19 protein-coding genes are annotated in these 23,084 nt (G+C 45.3%); all 19 read right to left on the reverse strand.

The annotated features are described in order from the left end of the window. Position 1: 1 nt before the first annotated feature. Positions 2–922 carry a hypothetical protein gene (locus tag KOL70_RS07985; protein ID WP_146068683.1) on the reverse strand — a complete coding sequence of 307 codons (921 nt, stop codon included), beginning with the start codon at positions 920–922 and terminating at the stop codon, positions 2–4. Between the two features lie 28 nt (positions 923–950). Then, positions 951–1,898 (reverse strand): glycosyltransferase family 2 protein, encoded by a 948-nt coding sequence (locus KOL70_RS07990; protein WP_088516586.1) that lies wholly within the window; start codon positions 1,896–1,898, stop codon positions 951–953. 86 nt (positions 1,899–1,984) lie between these two features. After that, positions 1,985–3,394 (reverse strand): NADP-dependent phosphogluconate dehydrogenase, encoded by a 1,410-nt coding sequence (gene gndA, locus KOL70_RS07995; protein ID WP_058757307.1) that lies wholly within the window; start codon positions 3,392–3,394, stop codon positions 1,985–1,987. 133 nt (positions 3,395–3,527) lie between these two features. Next, positions 3,528–4,643 (reverse strand): glycosyltransferase family 4 protein, encoded by a 1,116-nt coding sequence (locus tag KOL70_RS08000; RefSeq protein ID WP_168715151.1) that lies wholly within the window; start codon positions 4,641–4,643, stop codon positions 3,528–3,530. Then, on the reverse strand, positions 4,640–5,806 hold the full coding sequence (locus KOL70_RS08005; RefSeq protein WP_088516589.1) for a glycosyltransferase family 1 protein: 1,167 nt from the start codon (positions 5,804–5,806) through the stop codon (positions 4,640–4,642). The genes KOL70_RS08000 and KOL70_RS08005 overlap by 4 nt, the downstream gene beginning before the upstream one ends. Then, positions 5,782–6,684, reverse strand: coding sequence for a GDP-mannose 4,6-dehydratase (locus KOL70_RS08010; RefSeq protein ID WP_058757305.1), 903 nt, complete (start codon positions 6,682–6,684; stop codon positions 5,782–5,784). Before KOL70_RS08010 ends, KOL70_RS08005 begins: the two co-directional genes overlap by 25 nt. A gap of 1 nt (position 6,685) precedes the next feature. Beyond that, entirely contained in the window at positions 6,686–7,726 is a 1,041-nt protein-coding gene (gene gmd / locus KOL70_RS08015) for a GDP-mannose 4,6-dehydratase (protein WP_058757304.1), read from the reverse strand. Between the two features lie 38 nt (positions 7,727–7,764). Then, positions 7,765–9,150 carry a glycosyltransferase family 1 protein gene (locus KOL70_RS08020; RefSeq protein WP_104189692.1) on the reverse strand — a complete coding sequence of 462 codons (1,386 nt, stop codon included), beginning with the start codon at positions 9,148–9,150 and terminating at the stop codon, positions 7,765–7,767. Next, positions 9,143–10,360, reverse strand: coding sequence for a glycosyltransferase (locus KOL70_RS08025; RefSeq protein ID WP_104189690.1), 1,218 nt, complete (start codon positions 10,358–10,360; stop codon positions 9,143–9,145). The genes KOL70_RS08020 and KOL70_RS08025 overlap by 8 nt, the downstream gene beginning before the upstream one ends. A gap of 5 nt (positions 10,361–10,365) precedes the next feature. Next, positions 10,366–11,283 (reverse strand): FkbM family methyltransferase, encoded by a 918-nt coding sequence (locus KOL70_RS08030; RefSeq protein WP_088516593.1) that lies wholly within the window; start codon positions 11,281–11,283, stop codon positions 10,366–10,368. 1 nt (position 11,284) lies between these two features. Next, on the reverse strand, positions 11,285–12,502 hold the full coding sequence (locus tag KOL70_RS08035) for an ABC transporter ATP-binding protein (RefSeq protein WP_058757301.1): 1,218 nt from the start codon (positions 12,500–12,502) through the stop codon (positions 11,285–11,287). Then, entirely contained in the window at positions 12,502–13,299 is a 798-nt protein-coding gene (locus KOL70_RS08040) for an ABC transporter permease (protein WP_058757300.1), read from the reverse strand. The genes KOL70_RS08035 and KOL70_RS08040 overlap by 1 nt, the downstream gene beginning before the upstream one ends. Continuing rightward, entirely contained in the window at positions 13,296–14,675 is a 1,380-nt protein-coding gene (cpsG, locus tag KOL70_RS08045; RefSeq protein WP_104189686.1) for a phosphomannomutase CpsG, read from the reverse strand. The genes KOL70_RS08040 and cpsG overlap by 4 nt, the downstream gene beginning before the upstream one ends. A 14-nt stretch (positions 14,676–14,689) precedes the next feature. Continuing rightward, positions 14,690–16,105, reverse strand: a complete 1,416-nt coding sequence (locus KOL70_RS08050) for a mannose-1-phosphate guanylyltransferase/mannose-6-phosphate isomerase (protein WP_058757298.1) — start codon at positions 16,103–16,105, stop codon at positions 14,690–14,692. Positions 16,106–16,624: 519 nt separating this feature from the next. Beyond that, the gene (gene galE / locus KOL70_RS08055; protein ID WP_150058652.1) at positions 16,625–17,638 is read right to left on the reverse strand and encodes a UDP-glucose 4-epimerase GalE; all 1,014 of its coding nucleotides are present in this window, start codon (positions 17,636–17,638) and stop codon (positions 16,625–16,627) included. A gap of 45 nt (positions 17,639–17,683) precedes the next feature. Next, positions 17,684–18,580: a UTP--glucose-1-phosphate uridylyltransferase GalF gene (galF, locus tag KOL70_RS08060; RefSeq protein WP_021509335.1), complete on the reverse strand. Its 897-nt coding sequence runs from the start codon at positions 18,578–18,580 to the stop codon at positions 17,684–17,686. A gap of 442 nt (positions 18,581–19,022) precedes the next feature. After that, complete coding sequence (locus KOL70_RS08065; RefSeq protein WP_021509334.1) at positions 19,023–20,363, reverse strand: MOP flippase family protein; 1,341 nt, start codon at positions 20,361–20,363, stop codon at positions 19,023–19,025. Further along, positions 20,360–21,583, reverse strand: coding sequence for a glycosyltransferase (locus tag KOL70_RS08070; protein WP_058775759.1), 1,224 nt, complete (start codon positions 21,581–21,583; stop codon positions 20,360–20,362). The genes KOL70_RS08065 and KOL70_RS08070 overlap by 4 nt, the downstream gene beginning before the upstream one ends. A 3-nt stretch (positions 21,584–21,586) precedes the next feature. Beyond that, positions 21,587–22,849, reverse strand: coding sequence for a colanic acid biosynthesis pyruvyl transferase WcaK (gene wcaK / locus KOL70_RS08075; protein WP_058757295.1), 1,263 nt, complete (start codon positions 22,847–22,849; stop codon positions 21,587–21,589). Positions 22,850–23,084: the final 235 nt, after the last annotated feature.

Genomic DNA, 23,084 nt, shown 5'->3' on the forward strand with positions numbered 1-23,084 from the left:
CTTAGTTGATTCTCCGAATATAAAAAGAAATAGTATAAAAAAACACATCACCTAACACAGTGACTATCCTGGAGATCAATACTGTTAAAATTATAATATCCTTATCGTATAATCCGCCCAATAAGTAAATAAGCACAACCTCTCTAATCCCCATTCCTGCCGGAGCTCCAGGGGTGACCAATCCTATTAACCAGGCTGTAACAAAGGCTGCAGGCACGAAAAAGAGGAAATGCATTTTACTAAAATCAAGAAAACCCTGTTCACTTACAATGCAAATAAGGAAATAAAAGATAAATCCTGACAAGGTTAGAAATATAACTTGCTGTATAAAAGCTTTACCTAACAACTCATTAAAAAAAACAGATAAAAAGTAATAGAAAACGACTGTTGTTACTAAAAAAACAGGCAAAGATAATACTGTCGCTATTTCAGGAAGATTAAAATAAGCGGGGGCTGCAATTATCAGAAAAACTGCTCCACTTATTGCTAACAAACCAAGCTCCCAAACAGTGGACTTAGCAAGGGCTACTCCTGATACGCCATCTTTCAAACCTAATGCCTGACGGCCTGCCAAATGAAATATATTGCCGGGTATATATTTTCCAATTTGGGCTAGACCATAAGTTGAAATTGCCCACTTAAGCTTTTTCTCAGAACCAGACATTGCCAAAATGTTTTTCCAGGCGCATCCTAACAATAGACTACCAAGTCCATAAAGAACAACCAGTATCAACACAATGAAAACATGCTTCAAATTAAAAAACGACAAGCTTTCACTTGTAAGATAGCTATTCAAACGCAATGCTACAAAGATAATGCTCAGTATTGCAATAAGGCCACCAATAAAATTCAACGCTTTTGCGTAATTTTTTTTATTAGCACTTACACTTGTGCTATTGTTTACAGGTATTTTACCGTTCATCTCATCCACACCCTAATAAAATACCGAATCACTCTTTTTCATCATGTAATATCTTATTTGTCTTAACACGAATATCTTCTAATAATTTCCGGTTGGCGGATAACAAATCAGCCAAAAATGAGACTAATATCGTTTGGAATCCCATCATGATTAAAATGGCGGAAAGAATCAGCGACTGAATATGCCCTTCACCATCACGGAAAAAGTAAAAATATAAATATCTTATACTAATCAAAACCCCGACTGACATCAATAAAGAACCAATTGTTAAAAAGAATCTGAATGGTCTATAGATGACAAATATTCTTATAATAGTAAATATACTTCTTTGAATATATGAGGGAATACTTTTTACTAGCCTTGATGGGCGAAGGTCATCATTAACGTCAACAGGTACAGAGCAGATTGAAATATCTTTTTGTCCCGCCTGAATTATGGTTTCTAATGTGTAAGTATATTCGCTAAAAACGATCAATTTCTGTGCAGCGCTTCGGCTTATTGCTCGAAACCCACTAGGTGCGTCAGGAATATTTGTTTTACTTGCTCCCCTTACAACCCAACTACCCAATTTTTGCAGAAACTTTTTTGCAGGTGAAAAATGTTCAATGGTTGCTATTGGTCTGGCACCGATAACCATTTCAGCTTTTTTTTCAAGAATTGGAGTTACTAAATCAGGAATATTATCAGCATTGTATTGATTATCTGCATCAGTGTTAATTATTACATCAGCACCTAATTTTAGACAGTTATCTATACCCGTCATAAAAGCTACTGCTAATCCTTTATTACCCATATGTTGAACAATATGATCAACACCGCATTCCTTAGCGACTTCAACAGTATTGTCCGTACTGCCATCATCAATTATAAGCCATTCGACTTTATCAAACCCCTTGACATGACGGGGTAACGCTGCCAAAGCAATTGCTAAAGTTCCAGCCTCATTGAAACATGGCATTTGAATAATAAGTTTCACTTTTTAAATCCCGAGATAATTTAATTGAATAATAAAAGAAAACAAAAAATCCCAGCAAGCTGGGATTTTTTACTAAAGATAAATGATCAAACTAGCCATTCAGTATGGAACACACCGTCTTTATCAATACGCTTATAAGTGTGCGCACCAAAATAGTCGCGCTGCGCCTGAATCAGGTTGGCAGGCAGCACTTCTGAGCGATAGCTATCGTAGTATGCAATTGCCGCTGAGAAGGTTGGCGTTGGAATACCGTTCTGGATGGCATAAGAGACAACATCACGCAGCGCCTGCTGATATTCATCAGCGATGTTTTTGAAGTAGGGATCCAGCAACAGGTTTGCGATGTTAGCATCGGTCGCATAAGCATCAGTAATTTTCTGCAGGAACTGTGCACGGATGATGCAACCAGCACGGAAGATCTTCGCGATTTCACCGTAATGCAGATCCCAGTTGTTCTCTTCTGAAGCCGCACGCAGCTGAGAGAAGCCCTGAGCATAAGAAACGATCTTACCCAGATACAATGCACGGCGCACTTTCTCAATGAACTCAGCTTTGTCACCGGTGAAGGCTTGCGCCTGAGGGCCGCTCAGCACTTTAGAAGCTGCAACACGCTGTGACTTGAGTGAAGAGAGGTAACGAGCAAATACTGACTCAGTGATCAGAGAAAGTGGCTCGCCAAGGTCCAGGGAGCTCTGGCTGGTCCATTTACCAGTACCTTTGTTGGCTGCCTCATCCAGAATCACATCAACCAGGTATTTACCGTCTTCATCTTTTTTGGTGAAGATATCTTTGGTGATGTCGATCAGGTAGCTGCTCAGCTCACCGTTGTTCCAGTCAGTGAAGGTTTTAGCCAGCTCTTCATTATTCAGACCGAGTGCGCCTTTCAGTAAAGCATATGCTTCTGCAATCAGCTGCATATCGCCATACTCGATACCGTTGTGAACCATCTTCACATAGTGACCAGCACCGTCCGGACCGATGTAAGTAACGCAGGCTTCACCGTCTTCTGCACGCGCAGCAATTTTATCCAGAATTGGCGCTACCAGTTCATACGCTTCTTTCTGACCGCCAGGCATGATCGATGGGCCTTTCAGTGCGCCCTCTTCGCCGCCGGAGACACCGGTACCGATGAAGTTGAAGCCCTGATCAGACAGTTCTTTATTACGACGGATAGTGTCTTTATAGAAGGTGTTACCACCATCAATCAGAATGTCGCCCTTATCGAGGTGTGGCGTCAGTGAAGCGATGGTTTTATCTGTCGCTTCGCCTGCCTGTACCATCAGAAGGATGCGGCGGGGTTTTTCTAACGACTCGACAAATTCTTCCACGGAGTAATAAGGAGCAAGTTTTTTGCCCTGATTTTCAGCGATAACTTCATCAGTCTTTTCACGTGAACGGTTAAAGATTGAGACTGTGTAACCGCGGCTTTCGATGTTAAGAGCAAGGTTGCGCCCCATCACTGCCATACCTACAACGCCGATCTGTTGCTTGGACATTACATACTCCTGTCTGTGGTCTCGCTAGGTGTTACCAGTAACACCATTCAGTAAGTGACCAATATGTTAACTCATGAGAGGTGATAAGAGGTAATTATTGATGCTTTTTGAGAAATGCAGCGAGTGATAAAATTTACTTATTTAACAGAGACATATATAAACCTGCATAACTTTCAATCATCTTGTCCGCTGTAAAAAGTTTTTCGAATCGTTGTTGAGCAGCCTGGCCAAAGGTATGAGCCTTCTCTGGGTTGAACCAGATCTCATCCATAGCTTCGCGTAAAGCCCTGGGGTCTGAAGGCGGGACAACCAGACCGGTAAGACCGTCAATATTGATGAAAGTAGTACCGGTTCCAATTTCGCTTGAAATCAGTGGTTTTGAGTACAAAGCCCCTTCAAGCAAAGAAATACCAAAAGCTTCTGAACGAAGATGTGAAGGAAAAACTAAGCAAGTGCAAAGCTGTAATAACGCAGATTTATCGTCATCCTGTAATGCACCAAGGAAATGAATATTGTCGATACCCAACGATTGGGCTTGCGCTTTCAGTTCAGATTCGATGGGTCCCGCACCAACAATGACAACAGGATAATCACTACCAGCGACAGCATCGATGAGTATGTGAAGCCCTTTATAGTAACGAAAAGTCCCAATGAAAAGAAAAAAGCCGTTAGGGAATCGCTGGGACCACTTTTCTAATACCTGGGGATCATTGTTTTGATAAAAACTTTCATTCAGACCATAGGGAATGACCTTAACTTTATCTTTAAATTTTTGCAGAATCGGGCTACTTTCGACATAATTTGGTGATGCAGCAACAATGCAATCTACACTGGAAAGGAACCTATTCATCAATGGTGTATAAAGTTTTAGCAAAGCCTTTTGTTTAACAATATCGGAATGATAGCTTACGATCGATGGCTTTTTTGTAAAATTTGAGAAATGCAGGACATCCATAAACGGATAGGGAAAATGATAATGAATAATGTCTGCCTGTGTTGCTAGCTTTTTAAACTCAGCAATAGCAGTAAATGAAATTGGCGTAGAAGCATACTCAAATAATGTTTTAACACGATGAATAGTATGATGATCCAACATTGAAATAGCATCATCAAAATCAGGACTATGCGTAAAAACCGTTGATTGGATATTTTCTTTCACACCGCCTTCAGCGAGCTGATAAATAACTTGCTCAATCCCACCAAAAGTATCCGGGTAATATGTTTTATAGCAGTGAAGGACTTTTATCATATTAATTTAGAAACCTGATCATACGCTTCTATCGTTTTATCGGCACAGAATGACCACGAATAATTTTGGGCTTGACTAAGACCAACCTGGATCATTTTCTGTTTCAACTCCTCATCATTAATCATCATTTTCAGATAATGCGTGAGCAATTCTATGTCTTCCGGTTCATGCATTAGCGCGGCATCTCCAACAACTTCAGGTAATGACGTTGCATTTGAACAAATAACGGGAGTGCCAGATGACATAGCCTCCAAAACTGGTAATCCAAACCCTTCATAAATCGAAGGAAAGAGGAAACTGTTAGCAGCACTAAAGAGCATGGGTAAATCGTTACCTGGCACAAAGCCTAAATATTTCAACCAGCCTTCCCGCTCGCCTTTATCAAAAAGACGAAAGAGCTCTTCATTTTCCCAGCCTTTATATCCGCTAATAACGAGCGGGAAATTGTTCTTCTCTTGTAATGACAAGCGATCATATGCACGTAGAAGCGTTAAAATATTTTTTCTGGGTTCGATTGTACCAGTATAAAGAAAGAAGCGACGCCATTTTAAATGATACTTATCCAATACTGCGTGAACATCCTCTTGAGTTCGCGAATGAAATTGGTGATTACACGCCAATGGTGCAACTGAAATTTTCTTCTCATCCAGCGAAAAAAATTCCATCAACTCATTTTTTGTATAATACGAATCCGTTATCAATACCGAAGCACGCTTTACAGTGTTACGCAACTCTTTCTGCATGAGATGTACTCTCCCAGCAGGATGGAACTGTGGCCAATGAAATACTGACAGATCGTGAAAAGTCGCAACGCAATTTTTAACACGCGGAGGGAGATAATAATTAGGACTATGGTAAATGTATTCTTTGAATTTTTTAAGTGCCCGGGACTTTAAATGAGGAAAAACAAGGCGATAAACTTCACTAACTATTTTGCTTTTTTGTAACTCTCGCTTAAGCGACTGAACGGATTGCGAAGATTCACTTGCAACCGCCAATGAATCTCTTATTCTTGTTCCATGCAAAAAAGTAAGTGAAAGTTTATCTTCCCGTTGCTGAAGTTGTTTCGCCAGTTCAAAAGCATAACGCCCGATACCCGTTAAAGGGTATTTTATGCAATCCGTCGAGAAAACAACCTCTAGCTTTTTGTTTCCAGCATCCATTTCAGAGTTTCCCTAAGTGGTACTTTTTGCATTTCATGGCCAATCAGACTATTCAGCAACGAAATATCACCGCACAACTCTTTGATTTCATTTGGTCTAACAAATCCAGGATTTACCTCAATGGTTATGGAGTGACCGGTAATATCTTCACAAAGGCTAATAACATCTCTAAGTGAATGCATCTCTCCAGTAGCAACATTGACCACTTCCCCAAAAGCTTTACACTTTAGTAATTCAGCATAGCATTTTACTAAATCTCGTACATCTGAGAAGTCACGCCATACATCTATATTACCAAGTTCAATAACGTCTTTGCGTTCGCGGAAATGTTTGACAATTTTAGGAATTAAAAAATTCTCAGCTTGCCCTACTCCCGTATAGTTAAAAGGACGGGTAATAATTAATGGCAACTTATCTTTAAACAGGTTAGCCATGTATTCCATAGCAAGTTTGCTAACGGCATAATCATTGGCAGGATTCGGAAGCGTTGATTCATCAAGCTTACCAGCAATATTATTTCCATAAACGTTTGCGCTACTTGCCACTAATACGGCTTCGGGCTTTTTCTTTGTTTCTGTTAACGCAGATAGCAAGTTGCGCGTGCCGGAAAGGTTGACATCATAGAATGCGTTCGGATTTGAGTGACCAACAAAAGCAATTGCTGCCAAATGAACGACCACATCGGGACTTATACAATCTACTGCGTTTTTAACTTGAATATTATCTGTGAGATCTACTTGAAAATAGTTATCGATATTATCCGAGGAAGCTGAACCCAGGCCATAAACATCATATCCAGCAGCGGAAAGTTCCGCTGCCATATAATGGCCGGTAAAGCCCTTGATCCCGGTGATCAATGCTTTTTTGCCATTAGTCATATTAGAAAGAGAATCCTTGTTCGTTACGGCGAAGGTCTTCTTTAACCATCATAGCACATAACTCTTCAAGAGTAGTTTTAGGTTCCCATCCAAGAATATCCTTAGCACGCTGGGGATTACCGATCAGTAATTCAACTTCGGCTGGACGGTAGAATTTCGGATTCACTTTTACAACAACTTTATTTGTTGCCACGTCAATTGCCACTTCCTGTTCGTCTTTACCTTCGAAACGTAATTCAATACCAGCAGCTTTAAATGCCATCGATACGAAGTCACGTACAGTTTCTGTTCGGTTGGTAGCAAGTACAAAGGTATCCGGTTCATCTGCCTGAAGCATCAACCACATTCCTTCTACATACTCTTTAGCAAAGCCCCAGTCGCGTTTCGCATCAAGGTTGCCCAGTTCAAGTACATCAAGCTTACCAAGTTTGATTTTTGCAACTGAATCAGTGATTTTGCGAGTAACAAATTCCTGACCACGCAGCGGGGATTCATGGTTAAACAAAATTCCGCTTGAAGCAAAAATGTTATAGCTTTCACGGTAGTTAATCGTCATCCAGTGCGCATACAACTTAGCCACGCCATATGGGCTTCTTGGATAGAATGGTGTGTCTTCTTTTTGAGGGATAGCCTGAACTTTCCCAAACATTTCGGACGTAGAAGCCTGATAGAACCGAATTGATGGATTAACAATTCGGATGGCTTCAAGCAAATTTACAGGGCCTACACCTGTTATTTCGGCAGTCGTCAATGGTTGTTCGAATGAGACACCAACAAAGCTCTGAGCCGCTAAGTTGTAAACTTCAGTTGCACCGCTAGTTTGAAGAAGGCGAATACTTGCTGATAGATCAGTCAAATCATATTCGATCAGATGCAAGCTTGGGTTGTTTTTAATTCCCAACTCTTCAATACGCCAGAAGTTCACGGAGCTAGTACGACGATATGTGCCATAAACTGTATAATTTTTCTGTAAGAGAAGCTCTGCAAGATAAGCACCATCTTGTCCAGTGATACCAGTTACGATTGCAACCTTGTTACTCATAAGAAATTCCACTTTTTTGGTTAAACATAAATACAGTTTTACTTTACTAATATAGATTCAGCGGTATCAGACCATTTGGTCGAACTATATTCTTTACTGATTCTTAACTCTTTCTGCCTTATAACATCCGGATTTTCAATAAGATACTTAATATTATTTGACCATGCGGGCACATCCCAGGGATCCACATAATCGAGCAAATCCCCAGCGATTTCTGGGATAGATGCTGCTGAAGAAGCCAGGCAGTATTTTCCAAACGCTAAACTCTCAGCAACAGGCAATCCCCAACCTTCATATAATGACGGATAAACTGTAAACCAACAATTTTTATAGAGCAGTGTTAATTCTGGATCGGAAACATTATTCAATTGAATAATATTACCTTTCACCCTTGGATCCAGATTCAAATCGGTAATAAAATCATTCATACCCCAACCTGGCATGCCAACAAATACAAGTAATGGCAGATCATGGACCTTGCTATCCACTAGTCTTGTATAGGCTTTATATAATACCTCATGATTCTTTCTTCTTTCAATCGTAGAAACAAATAATAAATATTTTTTGCCCAATAAAAATTGTACTTCATTAGAGATTTCTGGTTGCGTATCAACTTCACTAATTTCACAACCTAACTTAACGATAGTTAACTTTGGGATAGGCGTTCCAAGTTGCTCTAACAATTCTTTCAAATCATCCCTGGAGCATTTAGAAATACAAAATATTTCATCGGCACACCAGGCAACATCGGAAAAATAATGTGAAAATTTTCCAGCAACGTCCCCCACACAAAGATGAGGTAATTTTACAGGAATCACATCGTAACAGAAAAGCTTAACTTTAAGATTAAGTTCTTTTTTTAATCTATATAAATACTGAAAATCTTTTTGATCCCAATCCAGTCCCATTGATATGTATTCATCACCTTGGCTAAAAGGTGAATTCACATTATCAGAAGCCCTATGTCCAAGCTGCTGAACGTTTACGGGAGTTGCATTAGGTTTTAACAACTGCTGTAAAGCTAACTTTGCATATCTTAAGGAAGCTAACAAACTACTAGCCGCAATACGCCGTGGCAGAAGATAGTTTAAAACTCTTCTCTGTAAGCTCGTTGGTAACTTACGAATTAAATTAAGAATGAAACTTTTGAATTTTGCTTTATAATTAATCGTTGACGGTCCCGGCTGAGCAATTAAAGTTTCTTTCTTTTTAATATGTCCATTTATCCGCTTGATTGTTTCTTCGACAACTCCTTTCTCTACCTCATAATAACCTTTTGATGGATTATATGCGCAGAATTTAACAGAGGCTGATGAATTCATCTTTAAGGCATACGTGGCGCATTCAACTTCTGTTCTGACAATACCAACAGCAGATCTATGCCATCCTAAAATTGTTGTGACATCAATCCAAGTATTATGCATTTAGACTAGCCTCATATTCTTTTTCCACCTCGAGAATCAAACTATCCAATGATTTGTCCCATGTTAACTTTTCTAAGCTGGAAAGCTCTTTGGAATCTAAAATTGGTGAAATTCTTGTCAAAACTTGCCTGGTTGCTGAAAAGAATTCTTCAGGATTATTAATAATATTGATACGAGAGCTATCACAAAATTCTTCGAAACCTCTAAAAGCTGATAGAGTGCCTATTACTGGCTTGCCTGAGTAAAGAGCTTCAGCGGTTTTGAGATTTGAACCACCACCATGTTCAATAGGTAAAAAATATGCATGTGCTCTATTCTTAACTTCCGCTAAGTCATCATCATCTAACACATACAAAAACTCTAGACGGCTGATATTAATGCTAGCCCATTTCGATTTTAAAACTTCTTTATAAATATGTTCACAAACACTACCAGCAATAACAAGCTTACTATCAGGCGGAATACAAGCTAAACTCTCCCCAATAATTTTATTAAAACTGGTAAAGTTAGGTGGATGAGCACTGGCAACATAGAGCATCCATGGGGATTTAGGTAATTTACTTTCCCATTTACTGGTCAAAGTATCCGTTTTCCATGGTTCAATACCATTTGCTGCTAACGTAATGGATTCACGGCCCCAACCTTGCATAGACTTAACATCATTTTTTGTCACCGCAGCTACTACATCTGCTTCATGTACGGCTCTCATTTCCAGATGCTTGATGTCTTCAATTACATCGTCTCGGTCTGCAATATTATATTGTTCTAATATATCATTCTTTAATAAAAACTCTATATTTTGAGAACCAAAAACTACGATCGAGTTTTTATATTTTGGAATGCTCTTTATTTTTTCGACCAGATTCCAGAGCCAACATTGTTCAACGTGAATTACGTCAATTTCTGTCGGGAGGTTAGCTAAAATTTTACTGAACCCTCCTTCATCTGAAGTAGCATATGCGCCAGTTAAAAGATCATTAATTAGTGGAACGTGTCGTCCCTTGTAAGATCTAAATAAGGAATCAACAGGAAATGGGATATCATAGGGACCAAGTTCGTCACCCAAAAAACTTTCTTCCTCATATACTGCGATGGACCTAGTCTTCCAACCATTTCGCTCGAACTTCTTGACTAACTGGCTAAGTCTGATCTGACCGCCATGTCTTGGTTTGGCAAATGGATAAGTGCTCAAAAAAAGGATGTTTTTCATTATATTTATTTCCTTCTTAAAAATGCTGAAACACGTCTAAAAGGAGATGTTAGCTTCCATGAGTGGCTGCTGTAAACTTCACTCAATTTATTTTTCAAGATCATATTTTCATCCAAAAAAATACGCAACTCTTCATTCTTGTCTACTAAAAGCTCATTCAGAGAGCTAACCTCGTCATTCATTACTTGAAGATTATCTTGAAGCTCCGCGATAACTTCTTTATTCAAATGTTCAGCATAAGTAATAAATTCGTCAAAAACATTAGGTGGATTTTTAAAATTAGGAAGTAATTCCTCATGCTCTTTGCTAATATAAAATCTATTCAAACCATCAAAGTATGAAAATATATAATCGTTAGCAAGCAATATCTCTTCCCAACTAGTATGACTTTCATTTTGTGAGTTTGGTGCTGTCGATTCAATAACAAGAATCCAGGGTCGATACTTTGACCAATCGTTACTCATTACGACTTGCTCTTCAACTCCTTCAACATCAATTTTTAGAAAATGTATATCAGTAATATTAGCTGGCAACGATTCTTCGATTGTTTGTTTAAGAGTTTTTACTGGCGTTTTTCTCCAAACGCCCTTAAATCCATTTAACTCATGTTGCTCGACAACACTTTTATCCAGTGTCGCCCACCCTCTAATATCAGATTCCCAAATATCTAATTCGCTTGTGCAATTTGATATAGCACAGTTCAGATTTATATCTCGTTCTCTATTTTCAACTAATGCATCGTAATGTTTTTTGAGTGGTTCTATATTTATCCCACTCCATCCATTTAGGTAAAAAAGATTGGTAACAGAATCGATTAGCGGGTCATTAGCACCAATATCAATATAGAATCCATTAGTTATATCTTTTAAAGAACGCCACAACATCACGTCTTCAAAGTTTTGAGCGAAACTTACTATCGGCATTTCAATTTATCTCTATATCTGGATCAATCCATGCGCATCCGGCAAAGTGTGGTTTATTAATGTTAATGATGTTAAAAACCATCGCCAAGTCTCGCCACTCGTAATTGTTAACTAAGTGAGTATCCGTACTGACTAATGCTGTTTGAATTGAGTAGCTACCAGGACCTAAGTTAGCGTTAAATCTAATGTTAAACACATACTCTGACCCTTTTCTAGCCTCAATTATGGCTTGTTTTTTTAAGTCAGTATTGGTTCCGTATATTACTTGTCCCAGTCTGTCTTTAATACCGTAACCCAACACAAGTCTCGGCAGATTTTCATTAACAACCACTGTTATTTTGAGTGTAACAGCTTCACCTACATCGATAAATTCAATGCTGTCTCCTTTCTGATTTAATATCCGAATATCTTTGACGGTTGCTTCTCCACTGCCCGATACAGTTTGGATACTACCATCAGCAAGCTCAACTTGTTCTATTTTCTGATTCTGTTTATCAGCCAACAGAGCATTATAGTAATCCATTACAGACTCAGGATCCCCTTCCATCTCCAGCTTGCCCCTGTTTAACAAGATGGCTTTATCACAAATACTCTGGATGGATTGTTTATCATGCGAAACTATAAGGAGAGTCGTGCCTGCACGACTGAATTCTCTGATTCTATTGAAGCTTTTATGCTGAAAATAAGCATCACCAACAGAGAGTGCTTCATCAACAATAAGAATATCTGGTCTAACAGCTGTAGCGACTGAAAAAGCTAGTCTCATTTGCATCCCGCTCGAATACACTCGAACAGGCTGATCTATATATGCTCCGATCTCTGCAAACTCCTCTATCCCCGGCATCAGCTGATAAATTTCTTCAAGACTAAATCCTAAAAGCTGTCCAGACATAATTACATTTTGTCTACCTGTAAAATCTGGATGGAATCCCATCCCTAATTCCAGCATAGCTGCAACCCTACCTTCTAAACTAATTTTTCCAGTAGTTGGTTGCGTGGTACCAGTAATCATTTTTAGAAGTGTGCTTTTACCTGCGCCGTTAATCCCTATAATACCCAGCGCTTCTCCAGGATGGACCTCGAAGGAAATATTTTCTAATACCCATTTTAGCTTATGGCGTTTTCTTTTACCTGGTAGAAACCATTCCGCTAAACGACTCCACCTTGTGGGATACTGCTTATATGCTTTTCCAACATTATTAACTGTTATCTTACCCATTACAATTCATCCACCATTTCACCGGAATGCTTGCGAAACAACTTCAAGCCAATTACGCATAGAATAATCCCGATAAATAACGTAGGTATTAACTGGTGCAGTTGAGGCGATTCGCTTTTGACTAGAATATTCTGCGCTGCAGTAATTACTCCATACATGGGATTGTATGATAGGTATTGCTGAGCCTTAGCAGGCAATATGTCTGCAGGATATATGATCGGAGTTAGCCAGAACCAAAACTGGAGAGCTATTCCGAAAAATTGCCCAACATCTCGAAAAAAAACATTCAATACACCTAATGTGATACCCAAGCCAATTGCAAAGACCATTAATACTAAAAGCACTGGAATTAAGTAAAAATAACTTAACCCCGGAAAGTTGCCAGAAACCAACAAAAATAGTGTAAATAAGCTAAAAACTATTGAGAAGTTTAATAAAGCATTACATATAATTGTCACTGGCAAACATAAGCGCGGAAAGCTAATTTTTTTAAGTAGATTAGCATATTCAAGGAATACATTCTGACCTCTACCAACGACTTCAGCGAAAAGCCCCCAAGTCAAAATACCGGAGCAAAGGTAAATGCTATAGCCAAAGCTATTAGTAACTCCAGGCATCCTCGAATGCATCACTTGAGAAAATATAACTGTGTAAACCACTATCATGGATAGTGGGTTAAGTATATTCCACAGCGCACCTAATAGTGAGTTTTGATATTTCGCTTGAAATTCTCGCTTAACATTACCTAAAACGAACCCACGATAACCCCATAAGGATTTAAAAAGAGATAGATTCATTCCTGCGCCTTAATTAAATAAGAGATAGCCTCAAGCTTTTCTTTCACTAAACCATCATTTGATCTTGATTCAACGTTCAATCTTAGTAATGGCTCAGTATTTGATGTTCTAACATTGAATCTCCAATCAGTAAATTCAAAGCTCAAGCCATCAATAGTATCTGATTTAAAAGCATCCAGTCCAAATTCACTTTTTAAATTTTCAAGGATTTTTTTTGCATCATTAACTTTATAGTTAATCTCGCCACTGCACGGAAATGCTTTCATACGTTCCGCAACCAGTTCAGACAGCGTCATTCCTTTCACCGCCAGCAACTCTGCTACCAGCAGCCACGGAATCATTCCGCTATCGCAATAAGCAAAATCACGGAAGTAATGATGTGCGCTCATTTCGCCGCCGTACACAGCATCTTCTTCACGCATGCGCTCTTTAATAAACGCATGACCTGTTTTAGACATAACAGGTATGCCACCCGCTTTAGTGACGACGTCGATGGTGTTCCAGGTCAAACGGGGATCGTGAATGATCTTCGCGCCAGGCTCTTTTTTGAGGAACGCTTCGGCCAGCAGGCCAACAATGTAATAACCTTCGATGAACTCTGCATTCTCGTCAAACAGGAAGCAGCGATCAAAGTCGCCATCAAATGCGATGCCCATGTCGGCTTTGTTCGCTTTCACCGCATCGGAGGTATCTTTCCGGCACTCTGGCAGTAAGGGATTAGGAATACCATTCGGGAAGTTGCCATTCGCTTCATGGTGAACTTTAACGAAGGTGACCGGTGCATTCGCCTGCCGGAAGCGCTTTTCGATCTCATCGATAACATGACCGGCAGCGCCATTACCCGAGTTGATGACCAGCGTCATGGCTTTGGTGAAATTTGCCAGATCAATGTAGCCCATCAGGTGATCGACATAGGCATCCAATACCGAAATCTGTTTATAGCTGCCACGCTTCGCTGCATCGACCGGCGCAAAATCGTTAGCTTCAGCCAGACGCTGAACATCACGTAAGCCTGTATCGCCACTGATAGGACGGGAACCTTCACGCACCAGCTTCATGCCGTTATAGTTCATCGGATTATGGCTTGCCGTCACTTCGATGCCACCATCAATGCCTAAATGGAAGGTGGCGAAATAAATCTCTTCCGTGCCGCTTAAGCCGATATCAAGTACATTGGTACCCGCATCCATTAAACCATTGGCCAGGGCCATTTTCAGGCTTTCGCTGGTCAGCCGAACATCGCCGCCCACAACAATCGTTTCCGGCTTTAAAAATTCGCCATAAGCGCGACCAATACGATATGCAATTTCTTCATTTAATTCCGCGCCAAGCTCACCGCGAATGTCATAAGCTTTAAAACAGGTCAATGCTGCCATGATCTCGTCTGTCCTTACTTACTTGCAAATTGTTCTTTAATCAGAATTAAATCGTCATCGCCCAGATAGGAGCCTGACTGAATTTCCAGCAGCTCTAACGGAATCTTGCCTGGATTTTCTAACGTGTGCTGATGGCCAATCGGAATAAAGGTCGATTGGTTTTCCGTCAACAATAAGGTTTTATCCTGAATAGTCACTTTGGCAGTGCCGGATAAGATCACCCAGTGTTCAGTTCGGTGATAATGCATCTGTAATTCGAAACGTTCACCCGGTTTAACGGTGATACGATTTACATTAAAACGGCCGGTATTGACCACCAGATCGCAGCGTCCCCATGGCCAGTAAGTTTCACGATGACGACGATATTCCGTACGGCATTCGCTCTTCAGGAACTCCACCACGCGTTTGACGTCCTGAACCTGATCTTTGCGCGCCACCAGCACGGCATCTTTGGTGTTAACAATCACCAGATTTTCCACGCCGATAGCTGCCACTAACTGATCTTCGCTGTTGATGTAGCAATTTTTAGTGTTGTGCAGGAAGGTATCGCCTTTCAGCGAGTTACCGGCTGCATCTTTTTCATTCACTTCCCACAGCGCGGACCAGGATCCGACATCGCTCCAGCCCGCATCCAGCGGCACCACGACGGCTGCGTCCGTTTGCTCCATCACGGCATAATCAACTGACTCATCCGGGCAGGCAATGAAATCGTCTTTATCAATGCTGATGAAGTCGTTACCTTCTGCCACGTTCGCCATGGCACGGCGGCAGGCATCCAGGATATCTGGACGGAATTTTTCCAGTTCCTGCAGATAACGTTTGGCGCGGAACATAAACATCCCGCTGTTCCAGTAATATTCACCGGAAGCCAGATAATCCTGAGCCGTTTTCAGGTTAGGCTTTTCCACAAAACGCTGCACGCTAAACGGCGCATGTTCATCACCCGCCAGCTGCTCACCGCGATGAATATAGCCGTAACCGGTTTCAGGTCCGGTGGGCACGATGCCGAAGGTGACCAGATGCCCCTGCTTGGCATATTTCGTTGCGGTGGTGATGGCCTGGTGGAATGCCGCGCGGTTCTCAATGACATGGTCGGCGGCTAACACTAACAGCACCGGATCATCGCCTTGCTCAATCGCGTTAATCGCTGCCAGAGCAATCGCTGGCGCCGTGTTGCGACCAACCGGCTCAAGAATGATGTTATGGGAAAGTTTGTTGATCTGACGAAGTTGTTCAGCGACGAGGAAACGGTGCTCTTCGTTGCAGATGACCAGTGGAGCTCGCGCTTCAACACCGGTCAGGCGGTTGACAGTCTCCTGCAGCATCGAGTGCTGTCCATGCAAGCTGATGAACTGTTTTGGATACAATTCACGTGAAAGGGGCCACAAACGACTGCCGGTTCCTCCGGCCATGATTACGGGAAGTAACATTCCACAACCTCTAATGTGTCTTTTAGACTGCTCTATCATTTCCAGCGGGACAATTTTTCAGCAAAACAAAAAATAGCCACGCTACCGCCCTTGGCTTGCAGCAACCAATATGCTGTGTAACAAGTCAATCCTGTGCTTTCCGTCTCGGCTAATTATGGTCAATATTGCAGCATCAACCGCTTTGTCTGAGACCATCGCAAATAATACATTTTGTGCTGCCGAATTAACATGGTTATTGTCCGATGCCAGCGCGACGAATCTTAATTTTCTTTCACCGGTGCGTTTATCGCCAAGCTACTGAGCCGGAAAGAATATAGCTGGCGATTCGCAGAATGAAAGGCTGTAACGAGGTTTCACTAAATCAATATGATGAGCTGTGACGTTGATGCATTAGTCTGGTGCTGATTAGGATTTTTCTGCATCCCGCAAATGAATGCCTGACCAAAAAAACATCAAAGTAAATTATTTGCCCATAAAAAAACCCGGCATATGCCGGGTTTTTACTCATTACCTGCTTAATCACTTAAACCCATTCGGGTTCTTCGACTGCCAGTTCCAGGTATCGCGCATCATCGCATCGATACCGCGCGTGACGCGCCAGTCGAGCTCTTTGTTGGCCAGGCTGGCATCCGCCCAGAACGCTGGCAGATCGCCGTCGCGGCGCGGTTTGAACTCGAACGGAATCTGTTTACCGGATGCCTGCTCAAACGCCTTGATCATCTCCAGCACTGAGAAGCCTTTGCCGCCGCCGAGGTTGTAAGCTTTGTAGCCTTCAACTTTTGGCAGGTGATCCAGCGCTTTCAGATGCCCTTCCGCCAGGTCGACGACGTGAATGTAGTCGCGCTGGCAGGTGCCATCTGGCGTCGCATAGTCATCGCCAAATACGCCCAGCTTCTCCAGACGCCCAATCGCCACCTGCGCAATGTACGGCAGCAGGTTGTTCGGAATACCGGTTGGGTCTTCGCCAATCTCTCCGGATTCATGCGCGCCGACCGGGTTGAAGTAGCGCAGCGCGATGGCTTTGAAGTTCGGCTCGGCTTTGGCGAAGTCGCGCATCACGAACTCAATCATCAGCTTGGAGGTGCCGTACGGACTGGTGGTGCCACCAATCGGCGTCGTTTCAACGTACGGAACCGGTGCGTCAGCGCCATATACGGTGGCGGATGAGCTGAAGATAAAGTTCCACACGCCAGCGGCGCGCATCTCTTCCAGCAGCACCACGGTCCCGGCGACATTGTTTTCGTAATATTCCAGCGGCATGCGCGTGGATTCGCCTACCGCTTTCAGCGCGGCGAAGTGGATGACGGCTGAGATGTCATTGCTGGCAAACAGATCGCGCAGGCAGGCGCGGTCGCGGATATCGCCTTCAACGAAGACCGCTTTCTTACCAGCCAGCTTCTCAACGCGATTGATTGCTTCGCGCGAGGCATTGCAAAGGTTATCCAGGACTACAACGTCGTCGCCGCGCTCTAACAGCGCCAGCACCGTATGGGAGCCGATGTACCCTGCTCCGCCCGTTACCAAAATAGCCATGTGTACTCCTTTAAAACCGCGCAACCTGCGCGGCGGGGAAAGAGATTATTTTGCCAGAATTTTTTGGATTGCTTCGCGGAAATCGCGGCCCTGGGTGTTGTTGCGCAGACCGTAAGAGACGAAGGCCTGCATGTAGCCGAGTTTACGACCGCAGTCGAAGCTGGTGCCGGTCAGCAGCTGGGCATCAACCGGTTTTTTCTGGCTCAGGGAGGCGATGGCATCGGTCAGCTGGATACGGCCCCAGGCACCTGGCTCCGTGCGCTCCAGTTCACCCCAGATATCCGCAGAAAGCACGTAACGGCCCACGGCGGTCAGGTCTGAGTTCAGCTCGGACGGATGCTCAGGTTTTTCCACGAAGTTGGTGATGGTGCTGATATCGCCCGGGTTATCCAGCGGCTGCTCGGTGGTCAGCACGCCATACTCAGACAGGTCTTCGCCCGGCATGTGTTTCGCCAGAACCTGGCTGCGGCCGGTCTCTTCGAAGCGTGCCACCATCGCGGCAAGGTTGTAACGCAGGTGGTCAGCGGTGGAGTCATCCAGCAGCACGTCTGGCAGTACCACCACAAATGGGTTGTCGCCAATCATCGGACGGGCGCACAGTACCGAGTGGCCAAGACCCAGCGGGTTCGCCTGACGCACGTTCATGATAGTCACGCCCGGCGGGCAGATTGACTGCACTTCGCTCAGCAGCTGGCGTTTCACGCGCGCTTCTAGCAACGCTTCCAGCTCGTAGGTGGTATCGAAGTGGTTTTCCACTGCATTTTTGGAAGCATGGGTGACCAGCACAATCTCCTTGATGCCCGCCGCCACGCACTCGTCGACAATGTACTGAATCATTGGTTTATCGACGATAGGCAGCATCTCTTTCGGAATGGCTTTAGTCGCAGGGAGCATATGCATACCGAGACCCGCAACCGGGATTACTGCTTTAAGCTTGGTCATATTTATTCCATTTCATGAAGTGAATACGTGGGGTCGATTATGCAAGATCGGCCGATTGAGCAAGTATAATCTTTATCTGAAAAACCGGCACTAACTCTCTGTCAACACATAAAAAATCGTCAAAAAGTCCATCTGCCAGTCAGCGATGAGGTGGGAAAAAAAAGCGGCTAAATGGCTGAAAAACAGTGGAAGGCAGAGTGCAAGGCGATAACTAGTGAGGCCAGTGATTGTTGAGCGTTCAGACCGGCATTGCGGAAACATCATTGGGGCGAAGATGGAAGCGTATTTTTGGAAGGTCGCCATGAATGGCGCCCCTACAGGATCACAGCAGGTTTTTGTAGGGTGCGCATTGATGCGCACCGGCGGTTGCACGTCAGTCACCGATCACATCTGATGATGCCGGGCGGTCGCCGTTGCCAACGACCACTCCCGTCATCACCGCTTACAGCCAGCCCTCAAACCACTCGGGCATCACGAACAGGTTGAAATGATTCACCAGCAGCATCAGGCCGACAAACACCACCGACACCGACACCCACTGGCGCGCATACGGCATAAAGCGGATGCCAATCACCGGTTTGATGAAGAACGGATGCGCGAAGGCGGAGATCAGTACCTGTGAAATCGACAGCGTCAGCGCCACGTAAATCACGTTCGGCCAGATCCACGTAGTGGCCAGCACCACCACCACCACCAGGCTGGCGACGATATTCCAGTAGAACTCGACGTTGGTGCGTCCGTTCGCCTGGGAGATCGCGCCGGTCAGGCCGCCCATCGGGCGCAGCATACCGAACAGCAGCATCAGCGGGATCAGGTGATACACCTGCTCGTGCGAAGCGCCGTACAGCACACGCACAATCACCGGAGAGAGAATACCAATCGCCAGGTACATCGCACTGCTGAACAGCATGATGACGAAGGTGCCTTTGAGGAACAGTTTTTTCAGCTGCTCGGGATCGTGCTGCTTCTCGGCGAAGCGCGGCAGCGCCAGGCGGTTAATCACCGGCGACACCAACTTCAGCGGCTGCAGAATCAGCTCTTTCGCCAGCGAGTAAATCCCCAGCATCTCGGCACCCATCACTTTACCGACGATCAGCGCATCGGCCTGAGTGCGCAGCTGGTTAATGGTCTGCGAACCCAACTGATAGATACCGTAACGCACCGCGCTGACAAAGGTTTTGCCGTCGAACTCCCAGGTTGGCCGCCACGACTTCTCGCCAAAGTAGATCATGCAGAGAATGCGCGTGAAGGCGTTGATGAACAGCCCGAGAATCGCCGCCGCCACCGTCAGCGAGGTGAAATAGAGCATCGCCACCGTACACAGGAAGGCAAACAGCTTGGTGCCCATCTCAATCTTCGCCAGCGTCACCATGCGTTTGGTTTTCACATAGTGCGCCTGATACTGCGACAGGTGACCGAGCACGAGGAAGTTGAGGCTGGTGAGCATAATCAGCGCCGTCAGCTCCGGCAGATGGTAGAACCACGCCACCGGCCAGGCGATGGCCAGCATGATCAGACCGGTACAGAAGCTCAGCGAGACGTTAACCCAGTAAATGGTGCTCTGCTCACGACGTGTAATCTCCTGACGATGCACGATGTAGCTGCTCATGCCCATGTCCTGCAGCACGGTAGCTACCGCCAGAATGGCGTTGATGATCGCCAGCAAACCCAGCTCGTGCGCTTCCAGCTTGCGCGCCAGCACCGCCAGCTGCAGCACCTGCAGCAGCGCGGCAAAGCAGGTGCTGCCAAACAGCCACACCGCCTGTTTTTTTAATCCACTCACACCATGCGCTCCAGAATTTTCGCCAGCTCACCGTAAGCGATGTGCTGATTGAACTCGGTTTCCACTTTATGGCGCGCTGCGGCCACCACCGGCGCAACGTCAACGTCACCGCGCGACAGGCGCAGCAGCGTGTCCGCCAGCTCATCGGCATCATTTTCCGACACCAGCCAGCCGCTGACGTTATTCTGAATCAGCTCCGGGATGCCGCTGTGGTAGGTGGACACCACCGGTAAGCCGACCGCCATCGCTTCCATCAGCGCCACCGGAATGCCTTCCATATCGCCATCGGCGGCAGTTTTCGACGGCAGCAGGAAGATGTCAGCCTCGCTCAGCGCCTGACGAATCTCCTCCTGCGGCTTGAAGCCCGGCATGGTCACCATGTCTTCCAGGCCGGCACGCGCGATGTGCTCGCGCATCATGCCGTCCTGCTCGCCGTTACCAATGATGGTGAACTGGAACTGACCGCCGTTATCGCGCAGGATTTCACTGGCTTTGACCGCCACGTCCAGCCCTTTTTTCTCGGTCAGGCGCGCCACCGAAACGATGCGCAGCGGTTTGTGGAACGCGTCGCGTGGCTGGAAGTTAAACTTCTCCGGCTCGATGCCCATACGCGTGACGTGCACTTTCTCGCGCGGACAGCCCATCTCAATCAGCTTGTTCTCCCACAGATGGCTGATCGGCAGCATCAGTTCGCTCTGTCTGAACAGGTTGATGTAATCCTGTTTGTGCTCTTCAAGAATGTGGCGACGCGAGATGTCCGCACCGTGGAACACCGTCGCCTGCTTGCCCTTCAGTACCCCCAGCTCGCGCAGTTTATTCGCCAGCGCACCGGCATAGCCGAAGTGCACCAGGAACACATCGGCGGTAAAGGTCTGCCGGGCATTGGCGACAATGGCTGGCAGCAGCAGCTTTTTCGCCTGCGCACCGTAGCGGCCAACGTTAAGCGACTTCAGCAGCGCCGGTTTGGCGATTTTCGGCAGCATCAGCCCGATGCGCTGGGTCAGTTTGTCGAGGTTTGATACCTTCTCTTCCGGCAGCAGATAGTGGGTTTTCGCCGCCAGATTGTACTCATCGAACGCGGCATGACGGTTGATCATGTCGCCCGGAAACACCGAGATGATCTCGACGTCATAGCCGGCATCGATGAAATGCGTCACCTGATTGAGGACAAACGTCTCAGAGGCAACCGGAAAACGCATGGTGAAAAAGGTTAGCTTCATCACTTACCCCAGGACGTTGAGAATTTCTTCGGTGATGCGGTTGCCGATTTCACGCTCCTGCGCCACCGCGGTGTTCACTTTTTGCTTCACGTTGTCGTAGTCCGCCAGCACCGTCTGCACTTTGTCGATCAGCGAGCCGTCCATCAGGCTCTGCACGTCGGTGGCCATCTGCGGCAGACCCAGCTGGTTCATCACGCCGAGCGATTTGTGCTCGTAGTTGATGGCCACGGCTGGCGTGCCGAAGTTCATGGAGATGATTGCCGAGTGCAGGCGCGTGCCGATGGTGAGATGGCAGTGGCTGAGCAGGATGCCGAGCTCCAGGTCGTTGAATTCGTCCATGATCACATGGTAGTGCTCCGGCTGCTCAACGTGGTCGCGCAGCGTCAGCGCCACCATACGGTCATCTTTGGCATAGCTGTCAATGCCGGTACAGGTGGAGAACGCCACCACCTGATAGCCTTCGGCGATCATGGCGTTGATCACCCGGCCAAACGCGGCTTCGTACTCTTTCTGCGTGACGCCAAGACGTTTGTCGAACGGTGCCAGCTCACGCACGGTGATAGCGATGGTTTTGCGCGACTGAATGATGTTCTGCCAGTGCAGCAGGTTGTGGCTCGGATTTTCCACTTCGCGTGCCTGCACCAGGAACGCGGTGTCCACGCCCTTCTTCACCCGGCTGGTGGTCACGCCATCCTGCTTCAGGCGATCGAGGCTGACCTCTTCGCGCAGCACCAGGCTGTCGACGCGGTCAAACACAAAGTTTGCCAGCGCATTGACGCGCGGGTTTTCGAACGGGCCCACCGAGTGACCGATCATGTGCAGCGGCTTCTTCGCCATCAGCGCGCACAGCGCGTGATCAAACTGGGTAACGCCGTACAGATCGACGAAGAACGAGCCGCCGACCTGAATGATGGCGTCATATTTCGCCAGGCTGCGGGTGAATTCCGCCAGATGCGGCGGCACCGAGAAGGATTTATACACGCCACCTTTGCCAAGGTGCGCCATCATGATGTCCGGCATCAGACGGTTGGCGACTTTGCGCTTCAGGCTGCTGACCAGCCCTTTTGGCGCCTTACTGTTGTGCAGAAACAGCGAATCCTGCTGGATGTGCTGCTGCAGTAAATATCCGGAGCTGGTTGGATAGCGGCTGATGACATCGATATCCAGATCCCCACGCGCGGCCTGCAATGAATCAATCAGTCCACGTAAAATCGCGCCATCCCCACGATTTCCACAGGTATGGTTACCCACCAATAAAATCTTCATAAAAACTCCAGATAAATTTTTGTAATTTTTTACAAGCCGCCAGTTCCATACTGGCTAAGTGAACTCTGTAAGAAAAAACTGCTAATGGGCCAGCGGCCCGAAATTAACGACTGCCTGTTGTGACGTAATTGATACCTGCGACAGGTGTTACATGCGCGATAAATCGCGCCGCTACAGACTGTGCAAAGGGTCAGTGCAGAAATCTCCTCTGCACAAACCGTAGCGGCGCAATTTA

Origin of the sequence: Pantoea sp. B270 (assembly GCF_018726825.1) — a bacterium.
Lineage (GTDB): Bacteria > Pseudomonadota > Gammaproteobacteria > Enterobacterales > Enterobacteriaceae > Pantoea > Pantoea dispersa.